At 70.9% G+C, this 18081-nt stretch carries 11 protein-coding genes; 4 read left to right on the top strand and 7 right to left on the bottom strand.

The window, feature by feature from the left end; all coding sequences use genetic code 11:
* Positions 1-21 precede the first annotated feature (21 nt).
* The gene (locus tag ACGFZ2_RS19355) at positions 22-594 is read right to left on the bottom strand and encodes a DUF6892 domain-containing protein (RefSeq protein ID WP_393455268.1); all 573 of its coding nucleotides are present in this window, start codon (positions 592-594) and stop codon (positions 22-24) included.
* On the opposite strand from ACGFZ2_RS19355, the gene ACGFZ2_RS19350 reads away from it, so the two are divergent.
* Complete coding sequence (locus tag ACGFZ2_RS19350) at positions 593-1381, top strand: hypothetical protein (RefSeq protein WP_393455265.1); 789 nt, start codon at positions 593-595, stop codon at positions 1379-1381. The two genes, ACGFZ2_RS19355 and ACGFZ2_RS19350, sit on opposite strands and share 2 nt — an antisense overlap.
* On the opposite strand, the gene ACGFZ2_RS19345 is transcribed toward ACGFZ2_RS19350, so the two are convergent.
* The 6 genes from ACGFZ2_RS19345 to ACGFZ2_RS19320 are packed head-to-tail and all read right to left on the bottom strand — an operon-like array spanning position 1336 to position 12444.
* Positions 1336-3243 carry a DUF2357 domain-containing protein gene (locus ACGFZ2_RS19345; protein WP_393455262.1) on the bottom strand — a complete coding sequence of 636 codons (1908 nt, stop codon included), beginning with the start codon at positions 3241-3243 and terminating at the stop codon, positions 1336-1338. The genes ACGFZ2_RS19350 and ACGFZ2_RS19345 overlap by 46 nt on opposite strands.
* A gap of 1 nt (position 3244) precedes the next feature.
* Positions 3245-5638: an AAA family ATPase gene (locus ACGFZ2_RS19340; protein ID WP_393455259.1), complete on the bottom strand. Its 2394-nt coding sequence runs from the start codon at positions 5636-5638 to the stop codon at positions 3245-3247.
* Entirely contained in the window at positions 5574-7178 is a 1605-nt protein-coding gene (locus tag ACGFZ2_RS19335) for a hypothetical protein (protein ID WP_393455256.1), read from the bottom strand. Before ACGFZ2_RS19335 ends, ACGFZ2_RS19340 begins: the two co-directional genes overlap by 65 nt.
* The gene (locus ACGFZ2_RS19330; protein ID WP_393455253.1) at positions 7159-10470 is read right to left on the bottom strand and encodes a DEAD/DEAH box helicase; all 3312 of its coding nucleotides are present in this window, start codon (positions 10468-10470) and stop codon (positions 7159-7161) included. Before ACGFZ2_RS19330 ends, ACGFZ2_RS19335 begins: the two co-directional genes overlap by 20 nt.
* On the bottom strand, positions 10460-11836 hold the full coding sequence (locus tag ACGFZ2_RS19325) for a protein kinase (protein ID WP_393455250.1): 1377 nt from the start codon (positions 11834-11836) through the stop codon (positions 10460-10462). Before ACGFZ2_RS19325 ends, ACGFZ2_RS19330 begins: the two co-directional genes overlap by 11 nt.
* A gap of 2 nt (positions 11837-11838) precedes the next feature.
* Positions 11839-12444, bottom strand: coding sequence for a VWA domain-containing protein (locus tag ACGFZ2_RS19320; protein ID WP_393455247.1), 606 nt, complete (start codon positions 12442-12444; stop codon positions 11839-11841).
* Positions 12445-12879: 435 nt separating this feature from the next.
* Here ACGFZ2_RS19320 and ACGFZ2_RS19315 point away from each other — a divergent pair, with 435 nt between their 5' ends.
* From ACGFZ2_RS19315 to ACGFZ2_RS19305, 3 genes are all read left to right on the top strand, one after another.
* Entirely contained in the window at positions 12880-15684 is a 2805-nt protein-coding gene (locus ACGFZ2_RS19315) for an McrB family protein (RefSeq protein ID WP_393455244.1), read from the top strand.
* Positions 15685-15760: 76 nt separating this feature from the next.
* Positions 15761-16876 carry an McrC family protein gene (locus ACGFZ2_RS19310; protein WP_393455241.1) on the top strand — a complete coding sequence of 372 codons (1116 nt, stop codon included), beginning with the start codon at positions 15761-15763 and terminating at the stop codon, positions 16874-16876.
* A gap of 204 nt (positions 16877-17080) precedes the next feature.
* Positions 17081-17905 (top strand): SAM-dependent methyltransferase, encoded by an 825-nt coding sequence (locus ACGFZ2_RS19305; RefSeq protein ID WP_393455238.1) that lies wholly within the window; start codon positions 17081-17083, stop codon positions 17903-17905.
* Positions 17906-18081: the final 176 nt, after the last annotated feature.

The following is an 18081-nucleotide window of genomic DNA, read 5'->3' as shown; positions in this document are numbered from 1 at the left end:
CACCGGTGGCTCTGGCGCCCATCAACGGTGGACCGTCGTTCCGCGGGCCTCCAAGCGGGTCAGGACATCGGGGTCGTCGAGGTGCGCCAGCGAGACGTCGAGGGTGTGTAGCGCAGGCAGCGACTCCAGCGCCGCCGCTCCCGTGCATTTCCCGGTCAGTACCAGTTCCGACAGGGCCGGGTGGCCGGTCAGCGGGGTCAGCTCCAACGGCCCTCGACGGTAGCCGTGGCCGTCCAGGTCCAGGGACCGCAGGCTGGACAGTGCGTGAATGCCCTTTAGCGACGTCACGTTGTAGTCGTCGGACTCGCCGCCGGTGTCGATGTCCAGGGTCTGCTCGATCAGCATGTAGATGTCGCTGCCGCCGTCGAACTGCAAGTGGGTGATCGCTGCAGCCTCGGCTGACGGCACCGCGACGGCATGTAACAGCTTCAGTGACGCCTCCAGGCGCGGGCCTGGACCTGGGTAGCCGTCCTCGGGGCCATCGGGGCCGGTCGAATCGATGAGCGCCTTGAGGTCGTCGGCAGCGATCGCGTCATCCAGCAGGGCGTCCAGGACGCCCAGGTGCAGGCCGAGGTCGGCGAAGATGAGGGTCATGATCCCGACCGTATCTTGTTACCCGGCTTGGCTTAGGACGGGGAGCGGGTCGTCGTTCGAGTCAGGCGGGGCTGGTGACGGTTCGGAGGCGGCCGGTGCGCTGGAAGCGGACCAGCCGTCGGGTCAGGACGACGACCATGGCCCACTGCGCCATCGCGGCGGTGCACCCGATGACATTGTCACCGTGGTGTCGCCACCCGCTACGACAAGCTGGCAGTCCGCTTCCGCCGTCCACCTAGCCGAGTACCTCGTGATCGGGCTTGCCGGCGCCGCCACGGGCCTGGCCACGGGCTGGTTCGCCGCACCCGTGCTGATCCGCCCCAGCGCCGGACTCATCGGCTCCGCCAACGCCCAGCCACCCACCCTGCGCATGGCGATCGCCGTCACGGCCCTCGCCCTCACGATCGCTGTGGCGGCGACTCTGGTACCAGTGGTGCGCGCCGCCGCCACCAGCACCGTTCACGCGCTGGCCGACGCTGCAACGCCACCGCGGCGCCGGCGGGGACGTATCTGGCTATCGCGGCGGCTGCCCACCGCCCTGCTGATCGGGGTGCGCATCAACGCGCGCCGACCCCGCCGCGCCCGGCTGGTCACCGTGAACACGCTGATCACCACGACCGCGCTCGTCGCCATGCTCATCGTCAACACCCGCTTGGCCTCGATGGTGGCCACGACCCGGTCGAACTGGGCTCGGACGGCGTCGGCGTCGGGTTGGTCGAAGATAGTGCCCGTGCAGACCATTCACGTCTCCGAAGCGAAGGCCTCGATAACGCCTTCCGCTGTCTGACGCCGGTCGGAGTCAGCCCAGCAGGTGCATCCCGGTCGCCCAGCACACTCTTGGCATCTGGGGCACCGGAACCGCGATCCGGGAGTGGTTTCCGTGGCGGTGCACGGCATTGCCAGCACATCCGCACCGGCTGTCCGGTCGATTCGATCGCCGTCGGCGGTGTCGATGATGGCGTTGTGCGGCCACAGCACCGGGTACCGGGCACCACACGAACAGACCCGGCTGCCCCAGACGGCCTCGCAGGTGCTGCACCGCGCCTGAAAGGTGTCGCGGTCCCGCATGTGCAGCCGCGCCCCGGGCTCCTGGCAGATCGGGCAGGTGTCGAACCGGCAGAAGGCCACCCCCGCCGCATCCAGGGCGGCCGTCAGCGCTGCCGGCAGACTCTGACTTTCCCGGCTTCGACTTTGGTGCCCGTCCACCGCCTGCCGGATCAGGTGCGACCGCTCCTCGGGGGTGGGGCGGCGGAGCAGCAGCACCCGCCGGCCGCCCACCGGGCGCAGCCAGTCTGCGGCCGGCAGCTCCGGCACCGGACCGGGAAGTGTCACCGGTAGCGGGTATCCGTGGCTGAACCACCGGCCCTGCAGCGTCCACCGGAGGGCCCGCCCCAGCCGCTCCTCGCCCTCGACCTCCAACGGGCTGATCGGCACGAGGCAGGCCGTCGTCCCGAAACCCGCCGGATGCAGCCCCCGACGTACCGGGCGGGGCAGCGACGACCGGGTGGTCCGGAGGCCGGGATAGACGACGACGACCGGACCGGGCAGTGCCGCCAGATCGGCGAGCCAGCCCTGCCGGACAGGTTCGGGGACCCTCGCGCCGAGGTCTCGCGGGTCGGTCACGATTCGGGTCACTTCCGTCCCGCCGGCGTGTACGCCGACCGTGCCGTCCTCGCTCATCGACCACGTCAACTCCTCCGCCGGGCCGCGCAGCCGGAGCCGGGTGCCCGCTGCCGGAGCGGGGGCGTCCGGGTCGTCCGGCCGGTACCCGAGCAGCGCCAGGGCCCGCAGCGACAGTGCGGCGACGTACGTTCGGTAGGCGGCGGGGAAGTCCCGGCTGTCGGCCCGTGCCTGGTCCGTCTCCGCCGCCTGCTGCACCGCCCAACGCTCCCAGAGCTTCCCGACCCGCCGGTACCGGCGATCGTTGGTGAACAGGTTCGTCCACCTGAGCCGCATCGGTAACCGCGCCCGCCGGTCGGCGTGGGTGAGTGCGGGGGAGTGGCGCAGGGCCCGTAGCCGGCCCCGCGCGTTCGCCAGTTCCGCGTGGGTCGCCTCGATGGCGACGGCCGACGCCGCCTTGTCCGACACCGCCACCGCCACCAGCTCGGCGATCCGTTCCCGCCGCCGCCAGGAGCTGGTGCCGTGCAGCGCGCCCACGAACGCGCTCATGTCGGCGAGGCCCGCGCCGAGCAGGGCCAGTTCGTGGATCCGCCTGGTCAGGTACTCGTCCAACCGGTCCACCAGCTGCGCCGCCACCCGGTTCTCGTAGAAGTCGACGTCCTCGACGTAGCGCAGCGACAGCACTCGCAGCGGATGGATGCGTCCGTGCTCGACCCCGGCCCACTCCTCCGGATGGCCGGCGAGTCGGGCCAGGCCGGCTGGTGGGACCCGGCGGGCGACATCCGCCCGGACCACCTCCTCCGTCCGCGCGAGGCGGTCGTGCGGGCGGAGGCAGACGTCCGCGAGGTTGTCCAGGCCGCGCTGGATCTCCCGGTCGAAGTCGCGCAGCGAGGCCCGCTCGAAGGTGTCCGGGACGAACATGTTCGTCGTCATCCAGGCGCCGACGTCGCCGGCCCGGGTGAGAACCCGCGAGGTGTCGATGACCGAGCCCACGACCAGGGGGTCGGCGGCACCCGTCCGATCGGCCACGTCAACTCTCCCGGCGGTGCACTTCGTCGTCGAGCAACCGGACGCAGCGAACCGGTTCACCCGCCATCTTGTGCAGGTCCCACGCCGTCCGGATTGCCTCCCGCAGCTTGCCGAGGCCCGTCACGGTGACGTCGTACCGGCCTCGGACGGTACGGAGCACCTTCGTCGCCAGGAAGTGGTCGGCCGCCAGGGACCGCCCGTCCTGGTCGGCGTCGCCGTACTCGGGCTGCTCGCCGGTCGGGTCGCCCTGCCGGGCCGCCACGACCACCGGCGTGAACGTGCGCAGCTGCTTCTCCACGCGGGGGCCGAGGACGGCCCGGCCGTGCTCGTGGAGGTCGCCGGCGAGGTCCGCGACGAACGCCAGGACGGCCTTCTCCTCTTCCCGATGGGTCCGCCTCGCCTGCTTGAAGGCCCGCCGCAGGGCGTCCGTCCCGTACGGCGGCAGGGCGGGCACCGGCCTGCGGTCCAGGTTCAGCCAGGGGCGCTGCGCCGGCAACTCCATCAGGTGCGCCCGGTTGTAGGTCTTGTCGGCGAACTCCAACGTGGACTCGTCCTGGTTGGCGGTGCCGATGAACCACACGTTGGGCGGCAGGGCGATGCTCGTGCCGTCGACCAGTTGGCGCGGCGCCCGGCCGTCCCCGCGGGTCACCAGTTGGATCGGCACCCCGTCGTCGTTCTCCAGCTTCGACAGGAGCACGGAGAAGTACTGCTCGGGCCGGGACAGGTTCATCTCGTCCAGCACGATGAAGAACGGCCGGTTCCGGTGCCGTGGTGTCTGGGCCCGATAGAGCGCCTGCAGGAACTCCGTCTCCTCGAACCGTCGCTCGAAGGTGTTGTGGTGGCCGAAGAGGTCGGTGCGGTCACGCCAGCCGGCCTGCACCTCGATCACCGCGCAGTCGGTGCCGAGCGCGCCGGCCAGCGCCCTCGGCAGGGACGTCTTGCCGATGCCGCTCATCCCCTCCAGCAGGTGCAGGCGGCTCATCGCCAGTCCGCCGAGCAGCACGCAGATGTCGTTCAGGCGGTACGCGCGGTCGTGTTCGGCGAACATCGTCGTCTGCAGCGAGCGGGCGAGCACTGCCAGGTCCGGTAGGTCGCCGGACACCTCGCCGGGCTCGTCGAGCGCGGGGTCGTCGTCCATCGCCACGCATCGGGGGAAGAGCGGCGTACCCGGGTCGGGGCGGTCCTGGTACAGGATGTCGATTGCCGACCGCAACTCCGCGATCCGCCCCTCGTACCCGCGGGTGAGGACCTCGAAGTGCCGTTCGGCGTCCGCGAGCTGCTTCACCTGAAGGTTGTTGATCCGGTCGGCGAGGGCCGCGCCCCGGAGTTCCTGGAGTTCGTAGCTGAGCTGCTCGCGTGCGCTGTTCAACTCGCGATTCTGCTGCTCCAGCCAGCGGAGCCGATCCAGGTCCTCGTCGCCGATCCGGGCGGCGAGCTTGTCCCGCAGCTCGGCATTCCGGACGCGGAGCCGCTCCAGCTCGTCCAGCACGTGCGCGGGATCCGAAGAGCCGATCTTGAGTAGCGCCTGCTCCCGCTCGGCCAGCTGACGATGCAGGTCGGCGACCGCCTCCTGGGCCGCCGCGTACTGGATCCGGAGGATCTGGACCTCCCGGTCGAGCGCGGTCACCTCTGCGGCGGCCCGCGCGGTCACCTCCCTCTCCAGGTCGCGCTCCCGCCGCTCGAGCTGGATCTCCTGTCCCCGCAGGGCGCCCTGGTCGTGCTCGAGCTGCTGCGCCCGGGTCGCGAGCCGCTGGTGTTCCCGGGCGAGTTCGGCGTGGACGCGTTCCGCATCGGCGAGCTGTTCCCGCCGGGTCCGCTCGATCTCGGCGAGAGCCTCGGTCCGCTCCGTCACCCACCGCTCACGCTCGGCGGCCACCTCCGCCGACACGCCCCGACGCAGCTCCGCCAGTTCCGCGTCGAGCGCCGCGCGGGCCCGCTTCGCCTCCGCCACGAAGCCCGCCTCGGCCGCCTTCTCCCGGTCCCGCAGCTGCGCATCCCGTTCGTCGAGCCGCGCCTCCGCCCGGGCCAGCCGGCCACGAATCTCCTCCGCCTCGGCCTGGGCCTGTGCCGCCAGGTCCAGGTCCGTCCGGATGCGCTGCCGGTCCGCCTCGGCTGCTTCCTCCCGTGTCCGTGCCGCCTCCTCCCGCGCCGTGGCGGCCAGGGCACAGCGCCGGTACTCGTCGATCTGCGCGGTGAGTTTGTCGTAGGTGGTCAGCACCGCCTCCGGGGACCGCTGCGCGGGCGTCAGGGCCTCGGTGGCCAGCGCGTCGACGAGCTCGGCGTCGTCCTCCGCGCGGCGCGCGGCGAGCGCCAGATCGGCCTGGACCTCGTCAGCGCGGGGCCGGGACCGGGCCCCGAGGTTGCGGTGCTGCGGCGACCGGGGCTTCTTCCCCATGGGTGTGGTTGTCCTTTCGCGGAGGCCGGGACAGATCGGGCAGGGCGACGCCCAGGTACGCGGCCGAGGTGTGCTGGGCGAGCCCCCAGGCCGCCTCGCCGGTGTCGAGGTTGAGCGGCACCACCTCGGCGTGCGCGCCGCCCCTGTTCCGGTCGGCCGACAGGCGGGTCAGCTCTGTGAGCAGGTTCGGGCGGACCTCGGCCAGTCGTCGGACGGGATGGTCCGGCCCACCGTGAGCGCCCGAGACCAGCACCGCGGCGAGCAACGCGGGCGTGTTGGCCCGCTCCGGCCTACGGACCGCGTTGCGGAGGTCGTCCGGCTTGATCCTGCTCACCCGGAGGTGCTCACCGAAGGGCATTCCGAGCCGCCGGCAGCAGCGTCCGAGCTGACCGGAGAACTGGGACAGGGACCGGTCCAGCTCGGGTGCGTTCGCCGGTGGCGGATGCCGGGCCACGATGTCGCGCAGGACGACCTCGTGCAGGCGCCAGGCATTGCGGACGGCATCCCCCAGCTCGGTGCAGCCGTCCCCGGCCAGCCGGGCCCGGCCGATGTCCCGCTCCAGCAGGGTCAGCAGTTCGAAGAGATCGCGGTGCTCTCGGACCAGACCGGTGAAGCGGTCCTCCAGGAGTTCGCCGATCCGCCGGCGCAGGGCGATGTCGAGCCGGTCGTACTCCAGCACCACCGCTTCGCTGCGCCGGCCGACGAACCGTTCGACCTGCTCGCGCAGCGCCGGGACCTGTTGCAACCTGGTCGCCACCAGGCGTCGCAGGTAGGTGCTGGACCGGCCGGTGAACGGGCTGAACGCGTCCCAGCTCACGGTCTCCGTACTTGCCGCGTCGTGCTGGTGCGACACGAGTGGAACCGGGATCCACACCGGCACTCCCGAGGTCATCAACGCCACGCGGGAGACCACCCGCTCCGGTGCGGCACGGTCCCACCGCCGGGCCCGACCCCGCGCCTGCTTGGCCCGCTCACCACGCGAGACAGCCTCGACGACCTCCTCGTGGCTGGGCGGATCGGTGTCCGTCCAGCCCTCCGGCGGCACCGGGAAGGCGGTCACCCGCAACGGCGCGCCGGCGGTCCGTAGCTGCAGGGAGACCTGATGTCGGGCCCGCCAGTCGGCCTGCGCCAGCCGGGGTTGCAGGGTCGACGCCGGCCAGAGCGATCCGGTGGTGGCGTCCTGGTAGACGTACGTGGTGATGGTCCGGGTCGGGTCGGGGAAGCCGTCCCGCAACGCCTGCAGGCCAGTGCCGGTCACCGCGCCGTACCGGTCCAGGTAGGACAGCGCACGCAGGTCCGACCGGACCATCTCCACCAGGTCACCCTGCAGACCGAGCAGCGCCGCCATCTCGCCCACCTCCCGGTAGCCGGACCGGGCCAGCCCGAGCACCGCCGACTGGAAGACGTTCAGCCGCTCCTCGTGCACGAGCGGTGCGACCACCCGGTACCGCAGGGCCGGCCACAGCAGCCAGAGCTGGTCGCCCCGGTACCGGACGTGGTCCGGCAGGACCACCGGGCTGTCAACGCCGAATCCCGCCACCGTCCACCCCTTCGCAGAGTTCCCGGAACGCCACCAGCCCCTCGGCCACCGACCGGCCGGGACGTCCTGGCGCCTCCGGCGTCGCCGAACGTTCCGCCATCGCGGCGTCACCCACCGCGATGAGCAGCCGGCGCTGCCGGCTCATTGCCACGCACATGCGGCTGTCGCTGAGTAGGTGCCCGTACCGCCGGACGGCCTCGGCGGGGTCGGGGGCGGACCTCGGTGGGGGGCTGCTCCGGGTCACCGACAGCAGAACAACGTCGAACTCCATGCCCTGGAAGGCGTCGACGGTGCCCACCCGGAGCCGCTGACGGGGGACGGGCTCGGCGGTGTAGGCCATCGCCGGTACCGGTGCGAACCCTCCCTCGTCGTCCAGGACGGCCAGGCCCGCGTCGACCAGTTCGGTCTCCAGCAGGACCTGCTGCTCACGGTAGAACGTGATCACGCCGAAGGTGAGCTGCCGGGCCTGGTCCCGCCGGGCCAGCTCCCGCAGCTCCCGCACCAGCCGGATCGCCTCCACCCGCCGGGTCCGGCTGAACCCGGTCCGTTCCTCGGCACCCGCCCCCAGCGGGACGTCGATCCAGCCCGCGACCTTCCCGGCCCAGGGGCTCAGGTCGTGGGTCAGCTCATGGGTGGAGGGGTGGGATCGGACCACGTCCGGGCCGCCGTAGAACACCGAGCTGACGAACCGCCCCAGGGCGGGGTGCATGCGGAACTGGGTGTCGAGCCGGATCGTCCGCACCGCGGGTCGCTCGCTCGCGAAGAGGTCGAACCACCGTTCGAAGAGGCTCTGGGACAGCTCGGACCCGTCGAGTGAACGATTGCGGCGCAGCTCCCGCTCCACCTTCTGCTCCAGCATGTGCGGGAGCTGCTTGTGGTCGCCGACCAGGATGATCCGCCGGCGGGCGAAGGCCATCGGGATCATCAGGTCGAGCGGGTTGGCGCGGGCCGCCTCGTCGACGACGACGGTGTCGAAGACCGGCAACGGCGCGTCGAGCACCCGGGACATCTCGCGGGAGTCGGCGTGCTGCACGGTCGAGGCGAGCACCGCGTTGTACCGGGCCAGGGTCCGCTCCACCAGGTCGAGGTCCTCCCGCAGGTCGTCCTGGTAGGCGCGAAGCACCTCGGCGGTGCTGTCGGTGGACGCGGCGTGGACCTGGTGCACCACGTCCGCGACCTCGATCAGCAGGTCCTCGACAGCCGGATCGTGCTGTGGGGCGTGGAGCAGTCCGGTGGCCGCTGCCAGCCGGTCGAGCAGCGCCAACCGCAGGTCCGCCAGGTTGGGGAGAAGGGCCTCCTGGTTCGCGTCCCCGGTGGCGGCCCGCGTCAGCAGGACCCGGGCCGGTTCGTCCAGCACGTCGGTCAGCAGCCGGAGCGCGCTGCGCGCTCGCTCCGGGCCGTCGTCGGCGAAGGAGACCGGGGTGACCCGGATCGACCGGACGACCCGAGCCACCGCGGCCCGTTCCTCGTCCGTCAGTGTCCGGCCGAGCGTGCCGGTCACCTGCAGCTCCGCCAGCGTCCGGTCCAGCCGGCTCCGCAGTCGGGCCGGCAGCTCCGCCCCGGCCAGCCGCTTCGTCTCCGTCAGCAGGTTGGTCAGATCGGGCCCGGCGACGGGCTGCCGGCTGTAGGCGGCCGCGAGCTGACGCAGCCGCACGACCCGGTCCCAGCCGGCCACCTCGGGGCGGTGCCGGTCGAGATGGCGGTCGACCGCGGCCACCGTCTCGTCCCGCCACTGGCGGGTGTTCTGCCGGTCCCGTTCCGGCTTGTTGCTCACCCGGGTCGGCGGCAGGCCGAGCCGCCGGGCCCGGCGCGCCACGTTGTCCACCGCGTCGTGTTGAACGCTGGACAGCAGCGTCCGGTTCACCGCCACCGCCCGGTCACCCAGCTCGTCGAGGCAGCGCAGGAGGTCGGTGATGAAGCGCGTCTTGCCGGTGCCGGGTGGTCCCTGCACGAGGAGGACGTCCGGGGTGCGCAGCGCCATCCGGAGAGCGGCCCGCTGCACCTCCGTCGGTCTCTCGCCGGCAGCCGCGCCGATGACCCGGTTCACCGCCCTGTCGTGTGCCGGGTCGACGCGCGGCTGCGCGCCGGGCCGCGGGCGTCCCTCAATGAGCAGTCGCAGGCCGGGCAGTTCGGCCTGGTCGTTCTCGATCCGCTCGCGTGCGGTGTCCCGCCGCCGTAACCGGGACCGGTCTCCGGACAGCGAGCGGAAGAGGTAGCCCGTCACGGGGGGCGGCTCGTCCCCGGTGACGGTGAGGTCCACGGTCCAGTTTCCCGCCGCCGCGCCACGGACCTCGCCGTGCACCCCCACGGTGGCCCGGCCGCGCCCCTCCGCCAGTTCCGGGGGAAGGTCGCCCGCCGCTTCCAGTTCCAGCCGCCCCGGGTACGCGGCCACCGCGCCGAGGAACCGTGCGGCCCGGTCGCCGGGCTGGAGCTCGAACCGCCAGTCGCCCCGGGCGGTCACCTTGCACGACTGGAACTTCGCCCACCGCAGCCGAGTGGCCTCCTCGACCAGGGCCTCCCGCTCGATGTTGTTGTACGCCTGCCACAGGTCGAGGTAGGTGCGTCCGTCGGACTCGAGGCCGAGCAGGGCGGCCCGGATCGCCTCCGACGCGTCCGCCTCCGCGCCACGGTCGACGAACCGTACGTCCACCTCGCTCAGCCGGTGCCAGCGGCCTCGCCCCCGGGCGTCCGCGCCGGTCATGCGGGTGATCCGGAGCACGTTCCCGACCAGCGCGACGTCGGCGACCCAGCGGGTGCCGTGCAGTGTGAACGCGCTCCCGGCGGGCTGGTCCCGGGGCCCGCCGCTGTGCACGATCCGGTCCCGCGCGCCCCCGGCCGGCGGGGGCAGGCAGAACTCCCGTCGCAGCCAGTCCCGCACCTCGTCGAAGCCTGCGGTGCGCGCCCGGGCGGCGACGCGGACCTGCCCGGCGACCCGGTCGTCGACACCGATCTCCAACCGCGGGCCGAGGTCGGCACCGGCGAAGCCGTGGCACTGGAGGTGCGCCTCGCGGTCGGTCGCGTGGGCGACCCAGGCCACGACGGTCTGTCCGGCCGCGGAGATCCAGTCCCGCGCGTCCGGATCCGTCACTTGGGTTCGGAGGGGGCCGTACTGGCGGCCCTGGTGCACCGCCAGGTCGTACGCGGCCGTCGCCGCGGGCAGCCGCACCTCGATCTCGCGGTCCTGGCGATCCTTCTCCGCGAGCGCCTTCAGCCACGGCGGTACCACCGCTCCCATCACCGGGTGGACGCGGATCAGCCGGGTGTCGCCCACCGTCAGTTCGTCAGCGCGCATCGGGCGCCCCGACCGACTGCAGGACCAGGATCCGGTGCGGCCGCAACTCGGTGTCGAAGTGGATCCACCACGGCGCCCGCAGGTGCTCGACCGTGGCGGAGCCGGGAATGAGCTGGAGTCCGGTGCCGCCCTGCGGCGGCACGCGGCGCACCATCGACCGTCCGCAGTTGCGCACCCGGACCTCGGCGCCGCCCTCCCACTCCATCCTGAGCAGCGCCACGGTCGGGTCCTCCGCGTGTCGGACCGCCGTGCGGTTCGTGACCAGGAGCGGCCGGTGCGCCTGCAGCACCAGCGCCAGGTCGTCCTGGGCGAGCAACGGTGGTGGCCCCTCACCCAGGCGGGGAAACTGTTCGAGCACGGTGACCGTCAGTGCGGGCGGGCGGGTGGCCCGGCACCACGGGCAGGTGGGGTGCGCGGCGAGGAAGCTCTGACCGCACGGGCAGACCAGGCAGCGGTCGGCGGCGGCGTGCAGGGCCGCCGACCACTCCCCGGCGCCGGGGCGCGCCCACGGGTCGGTCATCCCCTCCTCGAAGGTACGTCGGAACAGATCCCGCAGGCGCCGGGTGAGCACCCGGTCGGCCGGGTAGCCGAACCGGGTCCGGTTACGATCGTCCGTGGAGTGGTCGATCCACGGCACCAGCCCACGCTGGGCGTCGTCCTCCAGCTCGACCTCGCCCTCGTTGACGTAGTCGCCGATCAGCGGGTGATTCATGGTCAGGACCTCGTACGCGAGCACGGCGAACGAGTAGACGTCGCTGAAGACGGTGTTGCCGCTCTGCCCGCGCAGGAGCTCCGGTGCGGTGTAGAAGGGCGTTCCGAGCCGACGGGCCGCCGTGCTGCTCTCGGTCTGCAGGTTGTCGGCGTCGATCAGCCGGACTTCGTCGTATCCGAGGTCGGCGGAGACCAGCACGTTACCCGGAGAGACGTCGCTGTAGACGATTCCCCGGTCGTGCAGGGTGGCGAGGACACCGGCGCACCGGGCGAGCAGGACGAGCCGGCGACGTAGGCCACCACCGCCGAGATACCACGCGTCCTCGTCCTGCTGGGGCGGGTCGCACAGCTCCCGCAGCGGAACCATGTCCTCCAACAGTTCCATGACGTAGCCGACATGCGGCGGCGCCAGTTGCTCCAGCGGGCGGCAGAGGGGAATGCCGTCCAGTGGCAGCCACCGAAGGCGGGCGAAGAGCTCGGCCATCCGGTCCCGGCTGGAATCGTCGGGGGCGCACAGCTTCACAGCCAGGCCGCCGTACCGGGTGCGGAAGACCGCCCCTTCGCCGCCGCTTCCCAACTGGTTGTCGAGCAGGAGATCGAGGTGCAGGTTGTTGCTCGCGGCCCGGACACTGCTCGGCCACGCAGCGCCTTGCATGCTCAATCCAGATCCTCCAACCGGACGGCTCTCGGTGCGGTGCGCTGGTGCAGCTGTTCGGTCACCGTCGCGGTCACCCACCGGAACTGCGCCGGGATCTCGTGCACCTGGTCGCTCCGAAGCACCTCGGTGCCGGGAGTGCTGAACTGCGTCAGCACCTCGTCGGCCTCCGAGGTCCGATCGACGCCGATCCCGATGGCCAGCCGCAGTGCCCGGGCACCCCAACGGGTGCCGAGCAGCGCGGTCAGCGGACCCTGCCAGTCGTCTGTGGGCAGCCCGTCGGAGACCAGGATCAGGGTGGGCGGGAAGGCCCGCTTCGGCACGGCGGTCGGGTCGTCGAGCAGCGCCCGGGCCAGGTTGAACGCACCACCCATCGGGGTCCTGCCCCGCGGTGTCAACTCGGCCCACTGTGCCTGTGAGGCGCGGACCAGCGGCTGGTGCACGACGGCCTCGTCCCCGCCGAAAGCGATCACCGCGACGTGGATCTCTCCCCGCGCGGAGTCCTCCATGGCGAACGCGTGCAGCATGCTCCGGATACTGCGATTGAGCACGTGGATCTTCTCGCCGTCCATGCTTCCGCTGATGTCGGCGAGGACGATCACTGGCATCGGCCGGGGCGGACGTCGCGACTGGTTCGCCAACACCTGCTGGTCGGCGTCGAGGGTTGAGCCATATGCCGTCAGGTTTTCCGGCGCCACTCCACCGGCTCCTCTCCAAAACCGCTCTGTACGTGTGCTCGTCACGCGACCGAGCCAGTCAGGCTCTCAGGCACCTTCCGACAGGTCAATATCTCTTTCCGACCAGAATGGACTGTGTCGGTATCCCGACAGGCAACGGGCTATCTCGAGCGCCTTGGGCGTGCTGCCGCCACGCTGATCCAGGCAGCCAGGGAGCTGGCCCTTTGGCGGTCTTCACCTGTTGCTCGTTCCACCTGGCCCTTCCATCTCGGTCGCTTTCCTTTGTTAGCTGGCGACACGATCGTGGGATGCTGTCGTGTGCCGTGGCTGCGGCATGGAGCCGATGACAGGGACGAGTGCACTCTGGTGATCCATCCCGACGACCTGCCCCGGTGGCGGCGCAAGCTCGATCAGATCGAGGCGGCCGTGGACCTCGACGAGGAAGTGAAGCAGCGCTGGGCGGAGGCGGACGAGCTGCGGCCCACCCGGGACGCCGAGGCCCGTGATCTGGTTTCGGAGCTCGTCGCCACCCGGGATTTCGCGGCGTTCCGGGCAGGTTCGGACAAGTGGTCGCGTCGGGAAGGCCCGTACATCGCCTTCTCCGGTTTCGGCCAGATGTGGCTCAACCAGGTCGCCAACAACCTGCCCGATGACCCCGAGGCGCTGGACGTGCTGGTGCGCGCGTTCACCACGCCGGCGACCGTGGATGAGGCGCGCTCCCGGCTCGCCGAGGTCGAGCGGGTGACCCGGGACCTGGCGAGCAAGGGGCAACCGGCCGTCGGGCGGATCCCGTACGTCTTGTCGGTGTTCTGGTCGACGGACGATGTGCAGCCGGGCTGGCCGGTGATGTGGAAGAGCGCGCCGGAGCGGATGTGGGCGCTGGGTTGGCTGCGGACATGGGAGAACGCCGACCGCTACCTGGCGGTGGTTGAAGCGGCACGCGCGTTCTGTCCCGACGATGTCCACCGGTTCGAGCGATTGATGTGGTTCCTGGCCGAGCGCCAGGGGTTCGTGGGAGTCAACCCCGCCGTGCGCGAGATGTGCGACGAGGCCGCCGGCATCATGGCCACCTACGAGGTGGGCGCGCGCTATCCGGACGAGGAACGTTCGAGTCGAGCAGCCGCTCTCGCCGCCCAACTCAAGGGCGAGCTGCACATCGCCGCCAAGGGGCTGCTGGCGGACTTGCGGGCCGCCACGGGACTCGAGCTGGAGACCTCGCAACCGCAGGACCGAATCGCCTCGGACAAGGCGGCTGCGTATCGCGCGGACGCCTACGCCACCTGGTCGCTGCCCGGGGCGGTGTCTGCGGCCGGCCTACGGCTGTGGGCCACGCGCTCGGGGCTTGCGCTCGGCCTGTATGACTGGCGGAACCCGGTCGCCGGCGCGGCGCTTGCCACGGGTCCGCTCCCCTCGGGTCACCGGTTCTTCGAGATCCGGCCCCACCTCACCGGAGACCGGCTCGTTCCGGTCGACGCCGATCCGGGTGGGAGCACGCTCGTGGGGAAGTGGTGGCCCTGGTCCGAGGTTCCCCGGGGCGTCGCCCTGAGGGACGCGATACTCGAGGAGGTGGGTCGGCTCAAGCCGCTGGTGAGGCTGGTCGCCGGTCAGGGAGAGGCCGGGCCGGCGACAACCTCCGAAGGGGAGGACCTGGCGGCGGCGCTCGCCAGGTTCAAGGCTGAGCGCCCCTACCCGAACGACAAGGACGAGTGGCATGCCGAACAGCGACAGCAGTTCGCTGAGGCCCTCTCACCCGAGAACCTGACCATCTTCGACCTGGACCAGTTCCGGCTGCTCGTGAACGGCAAGCGCTACGGCAACCCGGGTCCCCAGTCGGTGCTCAACGCCAGCCTTTCGGGCATGGACTCGGTCGCCCTCGACGCCTTCGCCAACAAACTTCGTGAGATCCTCTTCGGCGACGGGGAGGTCGCTACCCGCATCGACCGAGGCCTGGATTGGAAAGACCTCGGCACGAAAGGGCTGGGCGAGAGCGTGCTGCTGAAGCTGTTCGCCGTCACCGACCCCCGGCGCTTCTTGCCGATCTTCCCGCTGACGGGCCCGATGGGGAAGATCGCCATGCTTCGCCGGTTCGGGCTTGCGGAGCCGAACGGCGCGCTGAGCCGCGGCCAGCAGCACGTCGAGGCGAACGACCGGCTGCGGGCAACCCTCGAGCAGTTGCTGCCCGGCGATCCCTGGGGGCAGGGCCAGTTCGCCTACTGGATGCTCAACCACGACGCCGTGGAGCCGGTCGAGGAGGAGGACCGCATCGCCCGGACCGCGCAGGATCTCCTCTTGCCCGAACCGTTCCTGCGCGAGCTCGCTGAACTGCTCCACGAGAAGGGACAACTCATTTTCTACGGCCCTCCGGGCACCGGCAAGACCTACCTGGCGGACCGGCTCGCCGGCGCCTTGCAGCAGGACCCGGAAAGGCGGATGCTCGTCCAGTTCCATCCGTCCACCTCGTACGAGGACTTCTTCGAGGGCTACCGGCCCCGCACCGATGACCGGGGGCAGCTGACCTACGAGCTTCGCTCCGGGCCGCTTGCGCTGATGGCGGAGAAGGCGGAGAACAACCCCGGCGTGCCGCACTACCTGATCATCGACGAGATCAATCGCGCCAACCTGCCGCGCGTCTTCGGCGAACTGCTGTTCCTGCTGGAATACCGGAACAAGGCCGTACGCACCGCCTATCGACCCGACGAACCATTCGAGCTGCCGCGCAACCTCTTCTTCATCGGCACCATGAACACCGCTGACAGGTCGATCGCGATGGTGGATGCGGCCCTGCGCCGACGGTTCCATTTCATCCCGTTCATGCCGCACGAGGGAGCGATGCGGTCGGTGCTCGCCGCCTGGTTGAAGAAGAACGGGGAACCGGTGTGGGTCGCCGGACTGGTGGATCAGGTGAACGAGCGGCTCCGGGTCCTGCTGAAGGGGCCGCACCTGCAGGTCGGTCACAGCCACTTCATGAGACAGGGCCTCACCGACGAGCGGCTCGCACGCATCTGGGAGTACGACGTCTACCCCTTCATCGAGGACCAGTTGTACGGCCGGCCCGACCAACTGGAGCAGTTCGCCTGGGCGAAGGTGCACGCCGCGTACGGGCCGTCCTCCGCTTCGGGGAGCGCGGCCGTGGATGCCGCCTCGGACGATTCCGATGAGTCTTCCTTCTGAATCCCAGGTCGCCGGCGTGGTGAGGCTTCGCGAGTACGAGGCCTCGCCGCGACCCGTAGCTCTCGACGTCGCGGAGGTGTCCCTGCTCCGCGGCCTCCCCGGCGGCCGCCTCGAACTCACCCCGTCGGACGAGGCCGGTTCGTACTTCCTTCAGGCCACCTCCTGGGTGGGCGCCGTGGTCCTGCCTCGGCTGACCATCCAGATCCTGCCCAAGGTGCGGGACTTGCGGACCGTTCTGACCATGTTCACCTCCGGCGCGGGCCTGGTCGAGTGGGGAACCGACGCGGCGGCGTACGACCGGAGTGACTTCGTCGAAGGCGTCGCGGAACTGGTGCTACGGGCGATCAACGGGGCGACCCGCCGAGGGCTCGTCCACGGCTACCGTGCTGTCGACCAGCGACTCCCGGTGATCCGTGGACGCATGGACGTCCAGCAGTTGGCCGCACGGCCGTGGGACTCCTGGCCAGTGCCGTGCCGCTTCGACGACTTCACCGCGGACATCCCCGAGAACCGGATTCTGCTGGCGGCCGTCCGGCATGTCGTGCGGTGGCCAGTGGGCCCCGTCCTGCGTCGCATGGCCGGTGAGCTGCTCCAGCGCCTCGAAGGAGTGGGTGACTCGCCGGTCGCGCTTACCGAGTGCGACCTGATCCGGCGCACACCGCTCAATGAGCACTACCAACCGGCTCTTGCCCTTGCTCGGCTGGTCCTCGAGGGCTTCGGCCTCACCCAAGGCGCGGGTGGACTGACAGCGCAGAGCTTCCTGGTCGACATGAACAGGCTATTCGAGAAGTGGATCGGGGACGAGCTACGCGCAAGGCTCTACCCCACGATCGAGGTCCTCGAGCAGATGGACGTTCCCCTGAGCGTCTCGCCACCCGTCACCATGAACCCCGACCTGCTCTTCCTGCGGGGCGCGGAGGTCGTTTTCGTTGCGGACGTCAAGTACAAGCTGACCGGGGGCGGTCTGGCACGTACCAGCGACTATTACCAACTGCTGGCCTACACCACGGCCCTGCGACTACCGCGCGGGATGCTCATCTACTGCCGTGCCGACCTCGCTCCGGACCGAGTCATCACAGTGGTCGGGGGCAACCAGCGCCTGCACACCCGTCCCGTGGATCTGAGTGGGTCGCCTGAAGTGGTGGCCGAGGCGCTTGACGTGGTCGCGGAGTCGATCAGGAAGCTGGCCTGACGGCCCACACGGAACTCTCGATGGCCGTTGGCGGCCTGCGTGCGGAGACGAGTCGCCGGCCACGTCTTGCGCCGCAGTGCGCCAAGGATGCCGGATGTTCGTCCAAGCGGGTCGGGCCCACATCTGATTAGGACCGGATCGCGAGGTGGGTGGACGTCGTCTAGGCTACGCACGTCTATCCCGGCCTCTTTGAGGGAGTCGACCGTGACGCGTTACGCCGGAAGTCGGACCGAGGAGATCCCGCCCACCGGTGTGGACGTCTCCGTACCGCATTCGGCCCGGGTCTACGACTGGTGGCTCGGTGGAAAGGACAATTTCGCTGTCGACCGGGCGGTGGGCGCCGCGTTGATCGAGGCGATCCCCACCCTGCGGATGATGGCCGCCGAGAACCGGCGGTTCGTCCACCGGGTGGCCCGCTACCTGGTGGCCGAGGCCGGAATCCGCCAGTTTCTCGACATCGGCACCGGCATCCCCACCCGGCCGAACCTGCATGAGGTCGCCCAGGCGCTGGCGCCCGAGACCCGGGTGGTGTACGTGGACAACGATCCCATCGTGTTGGCGCACGCCCGGGCGCTGATGATTAGCAGCGAGGAGGGGCGCAGTGAGTACATCCACGCCGACCTGCGCCGGCCGGAGACGATCCTCGCCGACCGCCTCACTGGCACGCTAGACCTGAGCCGGCCCGTGGCGCTTACGCTCATCGCGGTGCTCATGCTGTTGCGCGACGAGGACGAGCCGGGGGAGAGGCTGCGTACCATAACGCGGGCCTTGCCTTCTGGCAGCTACCTGGCCATCACCCATCCGACGCAGGACTTCAACCCCTCAGAGATGGGCGCGGCGGTGGCCGCCGCCAATCAGGGCCACATGACGCTGGTGCCGCGCACGCGCGCCGAGGTGGAGCGGTTCTTCGACGGGTGGGAGTTGATCGAGCCGGGCATCGTGCCCGTCATGGCGTGGCGGCCCGATGACGCAGGCCCGGACGACCCGCATGCGGCCTACTATTGGGCCGGCGTCGCCCGCAAGCCCTGACCCTCTGCGTCGGTGGACCCGTTTCGACCACCGTCCCCCACTCACCCCGTGGTCGGCGGTCGGTCGACAGGACGATCGCCGCGGCAGGGCACAGGTCGACAACGGCACCACACTGGCACCGGAGGCGGGCGGTCGCCTTCGACTTCCGCTACCCGTACGGGGCAGCGGTCGCCGGT

This window comes from Micromonospora sp. NPDC048063 (assembly GCF_043202855.1).
Taxonomy (GTDB): Bacteria; Actinomycetota; Actinomycetes; order Mycobacteriales; family Micromonosporaceae; genus Micromonospora.
Note: the sequence above shows the minus strand (reverse complement) of the source record. Positions and strands in the feature narration are given on the sequence as shown.

Coding starts and splice junctions, on each gene's coding strand:
- ACGFZ2_RS19350 (WP_393455265.1), top strand. CDS start 593: ATGATCCCGACCGTATCTTGTTACCCGGCTTGGCTTAGGACGGGGAGC.
- ACGFZ2_RS19355 (WP_393455268.1), bottom strand. CDS start 594: ATGACCCTCATCTTCGCCGACCTCGGCCTGCACCTGGGCGTCCTGGAC.
- ACGFZ2_RS19340 (WP_393455259.1), bottom strand. CDS start 5,638: ATGGGGAAGAAGCCCCGGTCGCCGCAGCACCGCAACCTCGGGGCCCGG.
- ACGFZ2_RS19330 (WP_393455253.1), bottom strand. CDS start 10,470: ATGCGCGCTGACGAACTGACGGTGGGCGACACCCGGCTGATCCGCGTC.
- ACGFZ2_RS19325 (WP_393455250.1), bottom strand. CDS start 11,836: ATGCAAGGCGCTGCGTGGCCGAGCAGTGTCCGGGCCGCGAGCAACAAC.
- ACGFZ2_RS19320 (WP_393455247.1), bottom strand. CDS start 12,444: ATGCCAGTGATCGTCCTCGCCGACATCAGCGGAAGCATGGACGGCGAG.